Consider the following 16588-nt stretch of genomic DNA (forward strand, 5'->3'; position numbering starts at 1 on the left):
TGGGGCTTTGGGTATACCTACATACCTTGCTGGAACTCTTGTTCAGCTTAAAACTAGCCCTTTAGCTAATGTAGCGTAATTATTTTAACTGGCTTTACCTGTGTATAGCTGCAATAGAGCTTCTTTGTGCTTTTTTTGACAAGTGTTTTATTCCGGCTTGATTTTGTTAAGCTTTTTGGTGGGTTTTTCCAGGTTAATCTCCGTTACTTAGATGTTGTCACTGATTATTCGTTATAATTTTTGAATTTTGCAATTGGCTCTCATTAAAGAAATCTACTCTATACGGTGATGGGATGTTCGTAATAAACAATACCTTCAACAAAACTTCCCCCGATATTTATCTAAATATCTAAACAACTCAATATACTCATCAAAACGATCAGCTTTGCTAAATTTATTTCTAACTCTTCTTACACATTTTTCCGAATAATAACCCTTCCCGTTACGTTTTATGATGTCAATAAACTTCTTAATATCATAGATGTTACCTGGCTCAGCTACAAATCCACAGTCATCTATTACAATTTCCGACCCAGGGGTTGAATCAAATACAATTGCAGGTATCCCACATGCTAAGGCTTCTGCTGTTACCAGCCCAAAGGTTTCCTCAACTGACGGATTAACGAAAACATCAGCTGCAGAATATATCTGTACCAGCTCAAGTATATTAGATGTTCGCTTTAAGCCAATGATATTCAGCGGAAGGTTCTCAATTTGTTTTTCATCCAGCCCAACCAGCACTATTATCGAATCATCATCAATTATTTTTGACAGTTCTATAAAATAATCTAATCCCTTCCTTTTGCTCCAAATACTTGCCACACCCAATATAATAAATTTATTTCCTATTTTTAATTTTTCACGAACAGGTTTTCCATCAACAGGTTTAAATATATCTGTATCAATTCCATTATGTATAACTTTCACAGGGTATTTTGATAAAAATGACTTCCCCACTAAATCTGCTAACCACTGTGAAGGCGTGACGATAGTCATATTCTCAAGACTGGTAAATAAGTCTTTCTTAATATTGTAATTCCTTTTTGAGTTATCCCAAAAAGTACTTGCCGGATAAGATGTCCTCTGAGGACATTTATGACATCCCTCAATCCATTTATCACATTTTACATAGCTAAAATATGCACAATGCCCTGTGAAACTCCAGCAATCGTGCAATGTCCAAACTACTGGTTTGCCTGTTTGCTTTAAATAATTAAAAAGAATTATTATGTTAATATAATAGCCGTGGAGATTATGTATGTGAATAATATCTGGGTCTATACTCTTTATTTGCTCTATAAACCTTTTTGTTGCTGTTCGCGAACCTAATAAAGCATGGGTATCAAAAAGCCGGGTAAGACCTCCATGTATATAGTAATCCAATTTGTTTCCAATTTTCAGGATATTGTCGTTATCAATTAAAGTCTGTCTGCCATATGCAATATAGCTTTCAATATTATTTTCTCTAAGTTTCGAAGCGATGTCTGTTACTATCCTGCCGGTGCTGCCGAATCCACAAACAGAATTTATCTGCAGTACCTTCATCTATCCTTTTCCCCACACAACTCTATCAATTATCTTCGTATAACTCTGAATGATCTTAACCACCTTAACCGATACATTAGCATCAACATAGTCGGTCGCCAAGACGGTTGGTTCATTATTTTCCTGCATTGCTTTGGCCAGCTCTATGGCCTGCTCTATATCCTTTCCGTTAATGCCCCCAATTACTACTGTCCCCTTATCCAATACCTCCGGCCGCTCGGTGGATGTCCTCAATAATATCCCAGCAAAGCCTAAGATTGCGCTTTCCTCCGAGAGAGTTCCGCTATCGGATAATACGCAAAAAGAATTCTTTTGCAGTTTATTGTAATCCAGGAAACCAAAAGGCTTTACATTCTGCACCAAAGGATGAAAAGTAAAGTTGCGCTGCTCAATAAACTTTTTACTTCTGGGGTGGGTTGAATAGATTAACGGCATTTTGTAACGTTCCGCAATATTATTTATAGCAGTCATTAAGGATAAAAAATTTTCTTCATTATCTATGTTTTCCTCCCTGTGAGCTGAAACCATAATATATTCTCCTGCTTTAACACCCAGCCTGTCCAATACATCACTGGCATCAATTCTCTCCATATGTACCTGTAAAACTTCCTGCATAGGGGAGCCTGTTACAAATATATGCTCCTTTCTGAAGCCTTCCGATAATAAATAGCGCCTGGAGTGTTCAGTGTATGGTAAATTTATATCACTTATATGGTCAACTATTTTTCTATTGATTTCCTCCGGCACGTTCTGGTCAAAGCAGCGGTTCCCCGCCTCCATATGGAAAATCGGTATTTTGAGCCGTTTGGCTGAAATAGCCGAAAGCGCTGAATTTGTATCCCCTAAAATCAGCAGGGCATCAGGCCTTTCCTTTTGCAACACATCATATGATCCGGCAATAATATTACCCATGGTCTCACCCAGGTTACTGCCGGCGCTGTCAAGGTAATAATCCGGCTCCCTGAGCCCTAACTCTTCAAAAAAGATTTGATTTAACGTGTAATCCCAGTTCTGTCCGGTATGCACTAGTATGTGGTTAAAATATCTGTCGCAGGCTTTTATCACCTCAGAAAGCCTAATTATCTCCGGCCTTGTACCTAAAATCGTCATAACCTTAAGTTTTTCCAAAATTTAAACCTCCAAAAAATATGTATCAGCCTTCTCCGGGTTAAATATCTCATCTGCCCAGAATAAAGTGATCAGGTCGGTATCGCCTATATTAGTTATGGAATGGGTATAGCCTGGAGGTATATCAATAACTCTAAGCAGGTTACCAGATACTCTATAGTCTATAATTTTATCTGAATTAATTTTTCTAAATCTTATCAGAGCCTCTCCTTCGATAACCAGAAATTTTTCAACTTTAGTTTGATGCCAGTGATTTCCCCGCATTATGCCCGGTTTTGTACGGGAGATGAATATCTGTCCAAATTGCCTGGACTTGATAAATTCCGCTAGCCAGCCCCGGTTGTCATGTTTCATTTCCAGCTTATAACCAAAACCATCTTCCGGCAAGTATGATATGTATGTGGCATAAAGATATCTTTCAAAAACGCTTTCAAAATTGGGCATAACGAGATTGTTGCGGCTTTTTGCAAAGGAATAGATTGTATCCGCCAGTTGTTGCAGTGTAACCTTAAATGTACGGGGAACGTAGCAATAGCCGTCATTACCGGAATGAACAATGCCGTCCATTGCCGCTACCAGTTCTGAAACTACATCATCAATATAGACAAGTGTAATTTCAGTAGCAGGATTATTTATTTGAATAGGCAGTCCCTGTGCAATATTGTGACAGAAAGTAGCCACCACCGAGTTATAGTTTGGCCTGCACCACTTACCGAACACCCCCGGTAGGCGATAAACATATGCTGGTATACCGGTGCGCCGGGACCACTTAAAAACTGTATCCTCCGCCGCCTTCTTGCTTATGCCGTAAGGATTGTCCAAAACCGCATGAATAGAAGATGTCATAGCCACAGGTGTCTTTTTGCCGTTCTCTTCCAGATATGCAAGTATTTCTTCGGTAAAGCCGCGATTGCCCAGGTCAAACTCTTCTACATGCCGGGGCCTGTTAATGCCTGCCAAGTGAAAAACAAAATCAGCCCGGATTAAATAGTCAGCCAGTTCCTCCTTAGTGTTGCCAAGATCATAACGTAATATCTGGACGTCCTCACGTTGCTCAAGCGTAGCGCATAAATTTTTACCGATAAAACCGGACGCGCCGGTAACCAATACTGTTTTCATTATTCACCCTCCCAGCCCTCAAGCTCATTCCTGATATACCGGAGCGAGAGTAGTTTTTCTTTGACTTGCTCGACATCCAGCCTTTCGGTATTGTGTGATGTGTATTCCCATCCATAGCTTACTTGTTCATTGCCGTTTACAAAGTATTTATCATAGTTGAGATCGCGCGTATCGGCCGGGATGCGGTAATAGTCCCCGAGGTCCTCCGCATGGGCCATTTCTTCACGGGTTAGTAATGTTTCATATAGTTTTTCACCATGACGTGTGCCGATAATTTTTATTTCGTTATTAGCATTGAACAGTTCTTTAATAGCCTGGGCAAGATCAGCGATAGTAGAAGCCGGTGCCTTTTGCACAAAAATGTCGCCCTGGTTGGCATTTTGGAAGGCAAATAAAACAAGTTCCACTGATTCCTCCAATGACATCAGGTAGCGGGTCATATTGGGATCGGTTACGGTAAGGGGCTGTCCGGTTTTTATCTGCTGAACGAATAGTGGTATTACCGAACCGCGGGAAGCCATAACGTTGCCGTAACGTGTGCCGCATATGGTAATTTTTTCTGGGTCTACAGTTCGTGATTTGGCAACCATGACTTTTTCCATCATAGCTTTGGATATACCCATGGCATTAATTGGGTAAACTGCTTTGTCAGTTGATAAACAAATAACCTTTTTAACGCCATATGCTATGGCGGCATTTAGTACGTTTTCAGTGCCTATTACATTTGTCTTGACCGCTTCCATAGGGAAAAACTCACATGACGGAACCTGTTTGAGTGCTGCCGCGTGGAATACATAATCCACTCCATGCATGGCAGAAGCTATGCTGTCATAGTTGCGCACATCGCCTATAAAAAACTTTACTTTGCCACTCATTAGCTCCTTGCGCATGTCGTCCTGTTTTTTTTCGTCTCTGGAAAATATGCGTATTTCACGGATATCTGTATTAAGAAAGCGCCTTAGCACCGCATTGCCGAAAGAGCCTGTACCACCGGTTATTAGCAAACATTTGTCCTTAAACAATTCTTATCAACTCCAAAATCAACCTTAAAATGGGCAGTGATAATGTCATATCCCCTTGATACTGTATAATTTTTTTCGAGATATTTTCGTCCATTTAAACCCATCTGTTTGCGCATATTTGCATCTTTTGCGAATTTATCAATAAGCTTAATAAAATTAACCAAATCGCCGCTTTCGGCCCACATGCCACACTCTGCTTCATATAATACATCCTTAATGTCGGTATTTACATCCGTTGCAGCAAGTATAGGTATAGCCGACTCCATGTAGGCAGTTAAGCGGGATGGGAAATTTGGTATAGTAAACCTGTGGTCAAGAAATATTAGGCCAACATCACAGCATACCAGCAATCGGTCATATTCTTCCTTTGGTAATGACTTAATAATCTTTACATTGCGTTGTTTATTATTTTTGATGTATTGTTCAATGCGTCCATACTCGGTACCGGAACCTACTATTAAAAAGAAAATGTCATCCCGTTCCTTTATATAATCAAGTACCTCAAGCAGAAACCCTATTCCTTGCGGGCGGCCAAGATTGCCTCCATAGATAAAAACTACAGCATCATTTGGTATGCCAAGTTTTTGCCGCATATTTAAATCTTTATTATTATGACTAAGGAGTGGGGCAGGTTTTATACAATTAGGACATACCTCAACTTTATTAGCATCTATTTCTGGGTTATGCTTTAACACATACTCCACATTGGCTTTGGACATACAACCTATATAATCGGAAATAGCATAAAGCCTTTTTTCTTTAGCCCTGAAATATTGCCATAATAAACTGTTCTTTTTCATCATTTCAATGTCAACTGCATTTTGTGGGAAAATATCTTTTAAAAGCAAATATGTTTTACAATTGCTTATTCTTTTAATAAATTTAACCACGCGCTCAAATGTTATTGGTGGCGTTGAATAAATTAATAAATTAAATTTAATGGATCCTATGTATTTTTTTATAGCCCAAATAAATTGGCTCTCCAATAGAAGCGTAGCTATACCTTTTTCAATAATATTTGTTTTGGTTATATTCCCGGTCTTGATGCGAAGAACGTTTATACCTTTTTCCATTTTAAGTTCCGTAGGCTTACCGTGACGGCGTTCACGCTGACAAATAACATAAACATTGTTGCCGCGATCCTTAAATTCTTGCATTAAATCGGTATATATATTGCGTGCGTTTTCACCTTCAGGGTATGCAAGTGTTAATAATAGCACATTCAATAGTATCACCTGCAATCAGAAAAAACTATATTAATTATTTCTATAACTTTGCTTTGTTCACTTGATGACATAGAAGAACCTGAAGGCAAGCATAAACCTCTCTCAAATATTTTTTCCGCTATACTTTTATTTTCAAGATGAGAAAAGAACGGGTAATCCTTAAACACTGGCTGCAGATGCATCGGTTTCCAAACCGGACGAGATTCAATATTTTCCTCTTCCAAAGCTATCATTATATCTTCCGGGGAAACCTTACAATCCTCATTAATGGTCATAACCGTCAACCAATAGTTGGGTTCATTATTTGGTTGTACCGGCATAAATGTTACCGGCAAACTGTTTAAATCATTAACGTATCTTTGATAGATTTTCTTTTTCATTGCAATACGTTTATCCAATGCCATTAACTGCCCGCGTCCTATGCCTGCACATACATTGGACATGCGGTAATTATATCCAAATTCTTTATGTTCATAATGTCTTACAGGTTCCTTGGCCTGGGTTGACCAAAAACGCATTTTTTTTATGGCTCCCTCATCATTAGAAACAACCATTCCACCACCCGAGGTGGTTATAATTTTGTTACCGTTAAATGAAAAAATACCTGCATATCCAAAGTTGCCGCATTTTCTTCCTTTATATGTAGCCCCTAAGGCCTCTGCAGCATCTTCAATTACAGGAACTCCATAATATTCACAAATCGGAAGGAGCTTTTCATAATCAGCACTCTGTCCATATAGATCAACTATAATAACTGCCTTGGGCATCTTGTTTTCCTTGTTGGCCCAATCAAAAGCCCTTTCCAATGCCTCAGGAGACATATTCCAACTATCGGGTTCTGAATCTATGAAAACAGGATTTGCATATTGGTACATTATTGGATTACAACTTCCGGAAAATGTTAGGCTTGAACAGAAGACATAATCACCAGGCATCACTCCAAGATATCTTAACACAAGATGTATTCCCGCTGTCCCTGATGACAGAGCTAGTCCATATTTAATATCTACATAATTACAAAGTTCCTGCTCAAAGGCATCTACATTTGGGCCAAGGGGGGCGATCCAGTTTGTATCAAATGCTTCCTGTATGTATTTCATTTCATGCCCGCTCATGTGAGGTGGGGACAAGTATATTCTTTGGTTCATTAATTTCATCTCCGTTTAGATAAAGGACCACCTATTTTAATTATTAAAATTATAATTTATTGTTTTGTACATTATCTTCTTAATAAATCCATCATTGAAATGTATTGCAATAAAAATAATGCCATAGGCATTATTTTTATTAAAGCTAAATTTCAGGATAGTGTTCCTTAATTGGCTTTGCTGGAGTACCTATTGCAACAACGTGATCTGGTATATCCCTGACCACGGTACTTCCACCACCTATTATGGTCCATTCGCCTATTTTTACATCATTTATTATATTTGAGCCAATACCAAGATAAACCCCTTTTCCGATATTAGCATTACCAGCAATCATTACACCAGGCATTGAACTGACAAAATCATTAAGAATAGCATCATGTCCAACTGTACAACTCAGATTTAAAATTACATGCCGACCAATTTTAATATTTGTAGTTAAAACGCAATTAGAACATATTATTGAACCTTCGCCAATCGAAATGTACTTAGACATTTGAACTGATGGTGATATCAGTTTAGCAAATGGAAAACCATGTTTCTTAAAATCATTGGCCAAAGCAAAACGAGTTGCAGGATTACCTATAGCACAGACTAAATAAGGCTTTTCACTTAAATTTTTTAACCAATCACAGTTTCCAAGGATAGGATATCCCTCTATTGTTGTACCAGTTGCACAATCGTCCACAAAACCAAGAAATTTAAAGCATTCTTGGTTTGAAGCATTTATTTCATTGACCAACCATGCAACTTCCCGACCAAATCCACCAGCGCCAATAATTATAAGGGACTTCAGGTTCCATCCCTCCTACAATAAGCATTTACAAAAACCACATTTTGTAATATCAGTTATTAAAATTACTAATTCGTGACTTTTGTTTAACCCTATAATTTTATTAATAATGTTTAATAGTATTATTTGTAAAAAACGGCATAGTATCCACTTGTGAGTTGTTAATACCTTTTCGGCTCAATACATTCCATACAGTCATAAAAAATATCTTAGCATCAAGACAAAAACTTATATGATCCACATACCAAATATCTAGGTTGAACTTTTCATTCCAATTTATTGTGTTGCGTCCGTTTACCTGTGCCCAACCGGATATACCTGGAGTTACTTCATGGCGGCGCATCTGTTCTGGTGTATAATGATCAAGATATTGTATTAGCAATGGCCTTGGCCCAATAAAACTCATTTCACCCCTCAGAATATTAAAAAGCTGAGGTAGTTCATCTATGCTTGATTTGCGAAGCAAAGAGCCAACTTTTGTCATTCGCTCCATATCGGAAAGAAGCCTGCCATCTTTTTTTGTTTCCATTCGCATGGTACGGAATTTAAAGACAGTAAATATTTTGCCATTTTTGCCAGGGCGTTTTTGTCTAAAAAGCACAGAACCTGGTGAATCTATTTTTATTGCGAGTGCGGCACATACCATAATTGGCGAAACTAGCATAAGTAGAATAATGGCAAATGATAAATCTAATAATCGTTTAACAATAAAATATGGCTTCATGATTCACACCTTTAACATACCTTAATATAAAAATAATGGACCTCCTAGAAGGCCCTTTCTTTAGTTTTCGTAATAACTCCTAGGATTATCTTGTTGACCTTATTTTTAACTAACTAACAGATTTACCTGGTGTAAATTACAATTCGAATCGAGTAGTCAATCACTATACATAACGTTTGGCACCTCGTACATTTTTTGTCCATATTAGCAATATTCCACAAATATATTCCATATCCTTCTAACATTGATAAACTTTTTTCATTAAAAATTTATAAATTGCCATTGTTTCTTCAACCCTATCCGGCTTGGCTGCCAACTCCATGATTGCCTCCTGGGCGGTCCTGGCATAACGCCTGGTGGTTGATATATTCTCGTGCCCCAAAACTTCAGCATGGTACGAAAACCCAAAGCTATTTTCTCCGGTATGTTTTCTAACCAATTATGTAATATTGCTAATTCCTTTTGGTTCATGAATTTAGGTAAATCTTGCCCAACTTTTACAGTGATTAATTATCTTAGTCCAGATTCCATTTTTTCTATCCTAACCAATCTAATCTGTTATTCTTGATAGCAGGTCAAGAAATTTTTCCACACTATCTTTTATTGCTTTATAGGTTGCTGCTAACTCTTTTACCAAAGGTTCCATCTTGGCCCATTCAAGTTCATACCCATATAAGTTGCGGAAACGGTGCCTAAAGGCATTGATGCAACTCTTTCCTAATGCGCGCTTCCAACAAAATTATGCTTGGAGTCATAATTCCAACCCTTTTTGCAGAATGTAATTACGTACTTCCCAATCAATTCTTTCCAGCTCGATCAAATCAAAATCAAAGGGGTGCAGTATACCCATAACTTCTGAGTAGACCTGCCAAAAATTTTTATCGCTATCCAGGTTTGCTATGGCTATGTCTATGTCAGAGTGTTCCATGAAGCTTTCTTTGCTCAGCAGGGAGCCAAAAAGGAATACCTGGCAATGATATTTTTGTTTTAAATGTTCGGCAGCCTTGTGGGCCAGAGCAGTGGCTTTTTGGTAGCGAAGTTCAAGCTCCTGTTCTTTTTTCTTTTTTCGTTCCAGCCAACCGGCGCGGTAACCGGTCAGTTGTTTTGGAGTTAACATTATGACCACCTCGAAAGTATTATACCCTATAGTGGTTAGTAGATGTTTATACCGCCGTAACTTTATTCCTATAGCTCTTAAAATGCGGCAGGACTGAACCAAGCACCTCGAATACCGCTTCATTGTCAATATGATTAACATTTTCTGATAAATACAGAAGTTGTTTTTCCAGTTCCGATACTTCAATCAGGGAGGGCTTGGCGACAAAAATCCTTTTATGTGTTGTTGCGGTAGCCCCTTCCTGCTCGGTTAACAGTTCTTCAAACAGTTTTTCTCCCGGCCTCATACCGGTAAACTTGATTTCAATATCTTTACCGGGCTCCAAACCGGACAATTTAATCATGTCTCTGGCCAGATCCACTATTTTAACCGGTTCGCCCATATCCAGGATAAATATCTCGCCCCCGTCAGCCATCGATCCCGCCTGTATGACCAGTTGGACCGCCTCGGGAATGGTCATGAAATACCGCTTCATTTCCGGATGCGTCACTGTCACCGGGCCGCGCTTGGCGATTTGTTGTTCAAAAATCGGCACAACACTGCCCCGGCTGCCCAGTACGTTGCCGAACCTTACAGCCACAAACCTGGTGTTGCTGATTCTATCCATATTTTGAATGATCAGTTCGGCCAGCCGCTTGGTGGCCCCCATCACACTTGACGGGTTAACCGCCTTGTCGGTTGATATTTGAACAAACTGTTTGGCACCATGCTTGTCCGCCGCATCGACAAGGTTTTTGGTTCCCAGGACATTTGTTTTGACAGCCTCGTCCGGGTGATATTCCATCAGCGGTACGTGTTTGTGCGCCGCCGCGTGAAACACCACCCCGGGATGGTATTTTTTAAAAACAGCGTTAATCTTATGTTTGTCTCTGATATCCGCAATTTCTACCCCCAGCGGGATATCTTTAAACTTTTCCGTCAGCTCCAGCCAAATTTTATGGATGCTGTTTTCCCCGTGTCCCAAAATCACCAGCAGCTTGGGCTTAAAGCCGGCCACCTGCCGGCAAAGCTCGGAGCCGATGGAGCCCCCGGCCCCGGTTACCAACACGGTTTCTCCTTTTATGTACCCCGATATTTCATTTATGTTTAATTTGACCGGCTCCCGGTGGAGCAAGTCTTCAATTTTTACCGGCCGCAGCTGGCTTATGGTAACGTTGCCATTGATCAGCTGGTAATAACCCGGTAATATTTTTACTTCTTTATTTGTTTTCCGGCAGATCTCAAAGATCTGTTTTATTTGTTGTGCAGTGGCGGACGGCATGGCGATGATAATCAGCTTTATGTCATATTTATTTACTACTTTTTCAATTTTGTCGCGGTTGCCGAATACAGGCAGGCCCAGCACGCTTAATTTACACTTATTGGGGTCATCATCAATAAAACCGGCGGGCACAAGGCCGCTGTCGTGATTCTTTAATTCCCTTGCCACCAGGACTCCAGCATCACCGGCCCCTACAATGAGCACTTTTTGGCCATTATACCCGTTACCGTTACGGCAGTTATTCTTTTTTAATTCAAGATTCAGGCGCCAGCATAATCTTGAGCTGCCCAGCAGCAGTATGATAAACGCCCAGGAAGCCAATACAATGGTGCGGGGCAGCAGCAACCCGGTCAGGTAGGTTAAAACAACAATAATGCCGCTACCAAGGGAGACTGCCTGGACGATGGTAATAAGCTCACCGATACTTGCATAAGCCCAGACGCGCTTATATATTTTAAAATAATAAAAACAGGCTAGATAAATACCAACTATTACAGGAGATATTTTGATGTAGTTAACCAGATTGGAAATAAACACGCCCTGTTCTTCAAACCTGACAAAATAAGAACAGATGAAAGCGATATTGATGATTAAAAAATCAATAAATATCAGGCTTAAATGCCGCATTAAACCATACATTGCTTACCCTGCCGTTTCTTTGGATCATTTCCTGCATATATAACATTCGTAACCGAGTTGTCCCATGCCGTCACATAATAAACACCTTTCTTTAGAAAAATGGGCTTGCTTCGCCGCTTCTCTCCCCGCAACGCCAGACAGACAGGCAGGCGAACAAAAAAGCCATGACAGCAACAAGGTCAACCTAAAAACGTTGTTTAACCAACAACAACATCTTTTAAGCAGCCTGGCAGCCATAGCATTATTGCCTTAGGCCCATGGCTTTGTGTCCCAACCTTTAGATTGGTTTACCCAAAACTTTACCCCAAATATTGGGATTTAATATTTGAGTTTATATCTATATCCATAATTTTCAATATTCTATATATATTTCTAAAATCCTGCCATCCTTGATAATTACTTAGTTTAAAAAATTATCATTCTTTCCCGCCATTTCTTTAAGTCTTTCCCGGTATGGTTGTTTACTGTCAAATGTTCCTTTAAAAAATACCATTTGACAGCTTGAAAGAAAATCACCCAAACGGGTGATTTTCTTTACGGGCGGATGTTTTTTTGGTTTTGAGGCTTGATCTTAAAGGCCGGGAAATAAAAAAACCCAGGTCATCATCCTGAGTTTCCCTCCGGAAAATATTATTTTATACCAAGGCACCTATTTGCAATGTCCAATTGCTCTTTTAATTTTTGAATAATTTCCTGGTTGGTGGTGCAGTTTCTTAAAATGTATTCAACCTCGCCGGGTGTGTACCCCAATTTGGTCAGTTTTTGTTTTAAATTAATGATGACCTCCCTGTCTTGTGCAGTTCTTACATTACCCTTGATTGATTCCTTTGCAAGTATATGTTCCATCCTTAAATAAAACCTCCTCTTTAAGCAGCACATCCTTAGACACGGGTAAGGAGGCACGGCTTATTTGCAACCGGCTGTCCTATCGCTTTCGCGACTTAGACCCTGTGGCTTTGCGCCCCTGTCTTTCGACAGATTTGCCCTCTATATGCCGCAATATGACTACACCTAAAAATTTAACAGATATTAGTTGATAGATCAAGTATTTTTTTCTAAAAAGAAGCAATTTTGCCGGGCTTATGCCTCCTGCGTTTTCCCTCATTGCCGTGTGAATAATAATAGTAGTAGTAATAATCCCCGCCTTCCATATCCACCCTGTTTAAAACCACACCGATAACTCTGGCTCCAACTCTCTCCAATTTTTCTTTGGCCTCTTTGGCATGATCCTTGCGGGTGGTTCCCTTACTCACGACCAAGATAACGCCGTCCACCTGGTTGGCCAGCAATAGCGCGTCGGAAAGCATTAACGGGGGCGAATCCACCAAAACCACATCAAAATTTTTATTTGCCCTTTCCAAAAGCGCATGCATCCTCTGTGTTGCGACAAGCTCGGACGGATTGGGGGGAATTGGCCCGCTGGGCAAAACGTAAAGCCCGGGGATTTCCGTTTCCTGCGCTATATCTTTTGGGTCTATGTTTTCGATCAAAGCATTGGTAACCCCCACTTTATCCTCAATGTTGAATACTTTGTGCAGGTTGGGGCGACGCAGGTCCAGGCCGATAATCAACACTTTTTTATTGGACTGGGCCATAACAATGCCCAAATTAGATATGGTGGTTGTCTTTCCCTCATCGGGCCCCGCGCTGGTGACCAGTATGGTTTTATACGGCTTGTCCAGCCCGGCAAAATTTATGTTGGTGCGTATCGTGCGGAAGGCCTCCGCAAAGGGAGACCTGGCATTGCTGCTGGTTATCAGTTTATAATCGCCATTATCACTCATATAGCATCCACCTCATTTGCTAGCGTTTAACATTGGGCACGACCCCAATAACCGGTACTTCAAGAATTTTTTCGATATCCTCCGTGCTTTTTAAGGTATTGTCCAGGAATTCAAGCATAAACGCCAATCCAACCGCCAGCATCAAACCCAACACCAGTGCCACAGCCATGTTCAATTGTTTATTTGGTTTTACCTGCCTGGTGGTTGAAGCTGAAGAAACGATAACTACACTGGTGTTCCCAAGGTCAATAGATTTGGCAATTTGAGTTTGCGTAGCTTTATCAGCCAGAGACGTGCTGGTTTGGCTCAACCTGTCAATTTCATTTTGCAGTTGGGTTTGCTTAAATTTCTTTTCGCTAAGTTCCACCTGCAGGCTGGTTAAATCTTTTTTCAGTCTTTCCGTATTAGTTACCAGCGCATCAAGGCGGGCTGTTTTTTCAGCCAGGGCGGCCTGTTTTTGGTTTAACTGGTCATTTAACGATACGTAAAGCGGGTTGACCTGTTCGTTAACTGCCGTTGAGCCGTTTTGCAGGTCCTGGCTGTTTACAGTTATGGTTCTCGGCACATTTTTCAAGGTTTCCGTTAATTGGGTAATCCCGGCCTGCAGTTCCTTTACCTCTATCCGCACTGAATCGAGCTGAGAAAGGCTGCTGTTCAAGTCATCGGTCATAATCGTAAATTCTTTGTCCAGAAAATCGACTCCCCGGGGCTGGGCATTGAACTCTTTGAGTTTTGCCAGGGCTGCGTTTAATTTTTTATCGTTTTGTTCTTTTTGTTGGGTTAAAAAAGCCGCGGAGCGGGACATCTGCTCCTGGTTCTTTTCGGACAGGTAGTCCAGAAATTCGCTGTTCAATGTGTTGGCAATATCCATCGCCAGCTGCGGGTTGGTATTTTGCACCTTTATTTCAATGATATTGGTGTCTTTAACCGCCTGGGCATCAATCATAGAGGAAAGGTCAGAGGGAGTGACGCCGTATTCACCCAATTTCAGCTTGGTAATTACTCTCTTCATTACAGCTTCGCTTTTGAGCTGCTCGACATAGGTGTTCATGGTCATTTGGGGCATCCTGGACAGGTTGTCAATGACGGAATTCAAATTGTCATTATTTGACACAACTGTGTGGGTATTATCGGAAGCCATGGTCACAAGCAGCATGCCCTTGGCTTCATAAACCGGGTCCAGTACGAAAAAGCTCAATATCCCGCTGGTGAGCAGGGAAATTAATGTGATCAGGGCGATTATTTTTCTTCTTTTCTTTAAAACATCGATTATATCCCTTAAATCGATAACCTCGGCGAAAAATTCTTCTTTTGGTTGGTCGTTCTGCAATGTTATAACTCCTTTTTAAAATATTGAGCAATAAGGTAATATTCGACAGTTATTTTTAATTACCTTCAATACACGATAAAACATTCCACAATAAAATAATATAATATAATCATATAATATAATCCGCAAAACAATCCGCGATAAAACAGTCGCCGGGCAGTTCACCGGGCGGTATTTTCCCTTTCAATATCCGGGGCATTTAATTTATCAAGGTTCAAGGCGTTTGCCTCAGCTTTTTGACCAGCCTGGAGATCAAACCTCTTCCCGCCTGTTTCTGTTTAGGTGTTTTTTCAGCCGGTTCAACCCGTTTTACCGGCTTGCCCCGGATTAAGTGCTCCGGGTTTTGTTCTGTAAGCAATTCTATCATACCGGTGTTCAATTGCTGGTGCATCTTTTTCAGCAGTGTTTTTAACAGAGGCGGCCTGTTGTTGGGGGAATGGGCATCCGACGCCAGGAAATGCGCCAGCCCCTGGTTGACCAGGTTTATCCCCGCGTATTTGGCCTTATCTCCAAACAGGCCGGCTATGCTTCCCAATGTAACCTGGGCCAGCGCTCCCTGGTGGATCAAACCGGCCAGCCTGCCGGGGTTTTTTTGCAGTTCGGCGTTTCTTTCCGGGTGAGCGATGATGGGAGTGACACCCTGCAGCATTATTTCAAATATGACGTTTTCGGCATAAACCGGCACGGAGGCGAAAGGGAATTCCACCAACAGGTACTTGCCCCCGTTGTTAAGGGTCAATATTTCGCCTGACCGCAACCGTTGCGGGATATCCGGCTCCAGCAGGTATTCGGCGCCGGGGTATAGTTGCAAAGGGATCTTTTCTTTAATTAACAAGTTGTTCAGTGCAGCCACCGCATCCAAAATCTGCCATTTCTCCCGGCTGTACAACCCGGCGGCGACATGGGGGGTTGCAATAAGGCCCGTCATTCCTTCCAGCACGGCAATGCGGGCCATGTCCAAAGCTTCGTTGACGTCGCGGGCCCCGTCGTCCATGCCCGGCAAAATATGGGCGTGAATATCAATCATAATCAACCCTCAAAGAAACTTTCCTTAATATTTCCTTTATGGCTTCAGGGGGAACTAATTATTTCTTTTAATGTACTCTGTTGCCCTGGCTCTAAGGTAATGCTCCCGCTCTTTTTTCTGCTGCCGGTACTGACTTTCCGCTTCGTCGACCACATCCAGCGGAAAATGCCCCTGTTTCAGCTCATTTTCCATGTCGCTTAGGATGCCGTAAAATTTGGCGTCACATTCTTTTTCAAGTGCCTTGGCTTCTGTAATGCACCGGTAAGCGATTTTGATAACTTCTTTTTTTTGCCCTCCGCTGTTTTTAACATCCACCTGGGCCCTTTTCAGCAGGTTGTTGAGCTTGCCTGTATATTCCGACTGCAGATTGGAGAACAGGGCTGTATATTTTAATAAAATGGCTTTGTATTTTTCCTGTTCCACGCCGGAGCCCAATTGGGACAAGTCCCCGGGGCCGGGCAAAAGGTCGATGCCGGCACCGCCCTGAAAAGTGCCGGGCGCTCCGGAAGAACCAGGTTCTCCGGCTGGATTCGTCATCCCGTGGTAATTTTTTGTCAAATCCGACCCGCCGGGGCCGGCATTGTTAATCAGCAATAACAGGCTGATACCTATTACACATAATAAGGAAGTTGCCGCTATTAAAAATTTTGGGTTTTTCAATATGGCACCCGCCCCGTTGCAATATTCAGCAACATTAAAATAATTAAATAATAAATCAATTACTA

17 protein-coding genes and 2 riboswitches are annotated in these 16588 nt (G+C 41.1%); all 17 genes read right to left on the reverse strand.

Features of this window, described 5'->3' with window-relative positions:
* Window positions 1-315: 315 nt before the first annotated feature.
* The 17 genes from H569_RS0108580 to H569_RS0108655 all read right to left on the reverse strand — a co-directional run bounded on the left by H569_RS0108580 (window position 316) and on the right by H569_RS0108655 (window position 16523).
* Window positions 316-1545: a glycosyltransferase gene (locus H569_RS0108580; RefSeq protein WP_027364665.1), complete on the reverse strand. Its 1230-nt coding sequence runs from the start codon at window positions 1543-1545 to the stop codon at window positions 316-318.
* Window positions 1546-2673, reverse strand: coding sequence for a non-hydrolyzing UDP-N-acetylglucosamine 2-epimerase (gene wecB, locus H569_RS0108585; protein ID WP_027364666.1), 1128 nt, complete (start codon window positions 2671-2673; stop codon window positions 1546-1548).
* Between the two features lie 3 nt (window positions 2674-2676).
* On the reverse strand, window positions 2677-3792 hold the full coding sequence (locus H569_RS0108590) for a polysaccharide biosynthesis C-terminal domain-containing protein (protein WP_027364667.1): 1116 nt from the start codon (window positions 3790-3792) through the stop codon (window positions 2677-2679).
* Entirely contained in the window at window positions 3792-4814 is a 1023-nt protein-coding gene (locus H569_RS0108595) for a nucleoside-diphosphate sugar epimerase/dehydratase (protein ID WP_027364668.1), read from the reverse strand. The genes H569_RS0108590 and H569_RS0108595 overlap by 1 nt, the downstream gene beginning before the upstream one ends.
* The gene (locus H569_RS19755) at window positions 4790-6034 is read right to left on the reverse strand and encodes a glycosyltransferase family 4 protein (RefSeq protein ID WP_238492510.1); all 1245 of its coding nucleotides are present in this window, start codon (window positions 6032-6034) and stop codon (window positions 4790-4792) included. Before H569_RS19755 ends, H569_RS0108595 begins: the two co-directional genes overlap by 25 nt.
* Before the next feature lie 11 nt (window positions 6035-6045).
* Window positions 6046-7188, reverse strand: a complete 1143-nt coding sequence (locus H569_RS0108605) for a DegT/DnrJ/EryC1/StrS family aminotransferase (protein WP_027364669.1) — start codon at window positions 7186-7188, stop codon at window positions 6046-6048.
* A gap of 145 nt (window positions 7189-7333) precedes the next feature.
* Window positions 7334-7984, reverse strand: coding sequence for an acetyltransferase (locus H569_RS0108610; RefSeq protein ID WP_027364670.1), 651 nt, complete (start codon window positions 7982-7984; stop codon window positions 7334-7336).
* Window positions 7985-8084: 100 nt separating this feature from the next.
* Window positions 8085-8705: a sugar transferase gene (locus H569_RS0108615; protein ID WP_027364671.1), complete on the reverse strand. Its 621-nt coding sequence runs from the start codon at window positions 8703-8705 to the stop codon at window positions 8085-8087.
* Window positions 8706-8943: 238 nt separating this feature from the next.
* The gene (locus H569_RS0108620; RefSeq protein ID WP_027364672.1) at window positions 8944-9144 is read right to left on the reverse strand and encodes a hypothetical protein; all 201 of its coding nucleotides are present in this window, start codon (window positions 9142-9144) and stop codon (window positions 8944-8946) included.
* A gap of 111 nt (window positions 9145-9255) precedes the next feature.
* Complete coding sequence (locus H569_RS23600) at window positions 9256-9411, reverse strand: ribonuclease toxin HepT-like protein (RefSeq protein WP_407638053.1); 156 nt, start codon at window positions 9409-9411, stop codon at window positions 9256-9258.
* A gap of 45 nt (window positions 9412-9456) precedes the next feature.
* Entirely contained in the window at window positions 9457-9822 is a 366-nt protein-coding gene (locus tag H569_RS0108625) for a nucleotidyltransferase family protein (RefSeq protein ID WP_027364673.1), read from the reverse strand.
* Between the two features lie 46 nt (window positions 9823-9868).
* Window positions 9869-11722: a polysaccharide biosynthesis protein gene (locus H569_RS0108630; RefSeq protein WP_027364674.1), complete on the reverse strand. Its 1854-nt coding sequence runs from the start codon at window positions 11720-11722 to the stop codon at window positions 9869-9871.
* A gap of 217 nt (window positions 11723-11939) precedes the next feature.
* Window positions 11940-12024: riboswitch (cyclic di-GMP riboswitch) on the reverse strand.
* Between the two features lie 328 nt (window positions 12025-12352).
* Window positions 12353-12568: a hypothetical protein gene (locus H569_RS0108635; protein ID WP_027364675.1), complete on the reverse strand. Its 216-nt coding sequence runs from the start codon at window positions 12566-12568 to the stop codon at window positions 12353-12355.
* A gap of 62 nt (window positions 12569-12630) precedes the next feature.
* A riboswitch (cyclic di-GMP riboswitch) is annotated at window positions 12631-12717 on the reverse strand.
* A 60-nt stretch (window positions 12718-12777) separates the two neighbouring features.
* The gene (locus H569_RS0108640; RefSeq protein ID WP_027364676.1) at window positions 12778-13506 is read right to left on the reverse strand and encodes a CpsD/CapB family tyrosine-protein kinase; all 729 of its coding nucleotides are present in this window, start codon (window positions 13504-13506) and stop codon (window positions 12778-12780) included.
* 19 nt (window positions 13507-13525) lie between these two features.
* Window positions 13526-14836 (reverse strand): GumC family protein, encoded by a 1311-nt coding sequence (locus H569_RS0108645; RefSeq protein WP_034630041.1) that lies wholly within the window; start codon window positions 14834-14836, stop codon window positions 13526-13528.
* Window positions 14837-15050: 214 nt separating this feature from the next.
* Complete coding sequence (locus H569_RS19760; RefSeq protein WP_051273471.1) at window positions 15051-15863, reverse strand: tyrosine-protein phosphatase; 813 nt, start codon at window positions 15861-15863, stop codon at window positions 15051-15053.
* Window positions 15864-15917: 54 nt separating this feature from the next.
* The gene (locus H569_RS0108655) at window positions 15918-16523 is read right to left on the reverse strand and encodes a hypothetical protein (protein WP_027364678.1); all 606 of its coding nucleotides are present in this window, start codon (window positions 16521-16523) and stop codon (window positions 15918-15920) included.
* Window positions 16524-16588: the final 65 nt, after the last annotated feature.

It is taken from the genome of Desulfotruncus alcoholivorax DSM 16058 (assembly GCF_000430885.1).
Classification (GTDB): Bacteria; Bacillota; Desulfotomaculia; order Desulfotomaculales; family Desulfallaceae; genus Desulfotruncus; species Desulfotruncus alcoholivorax.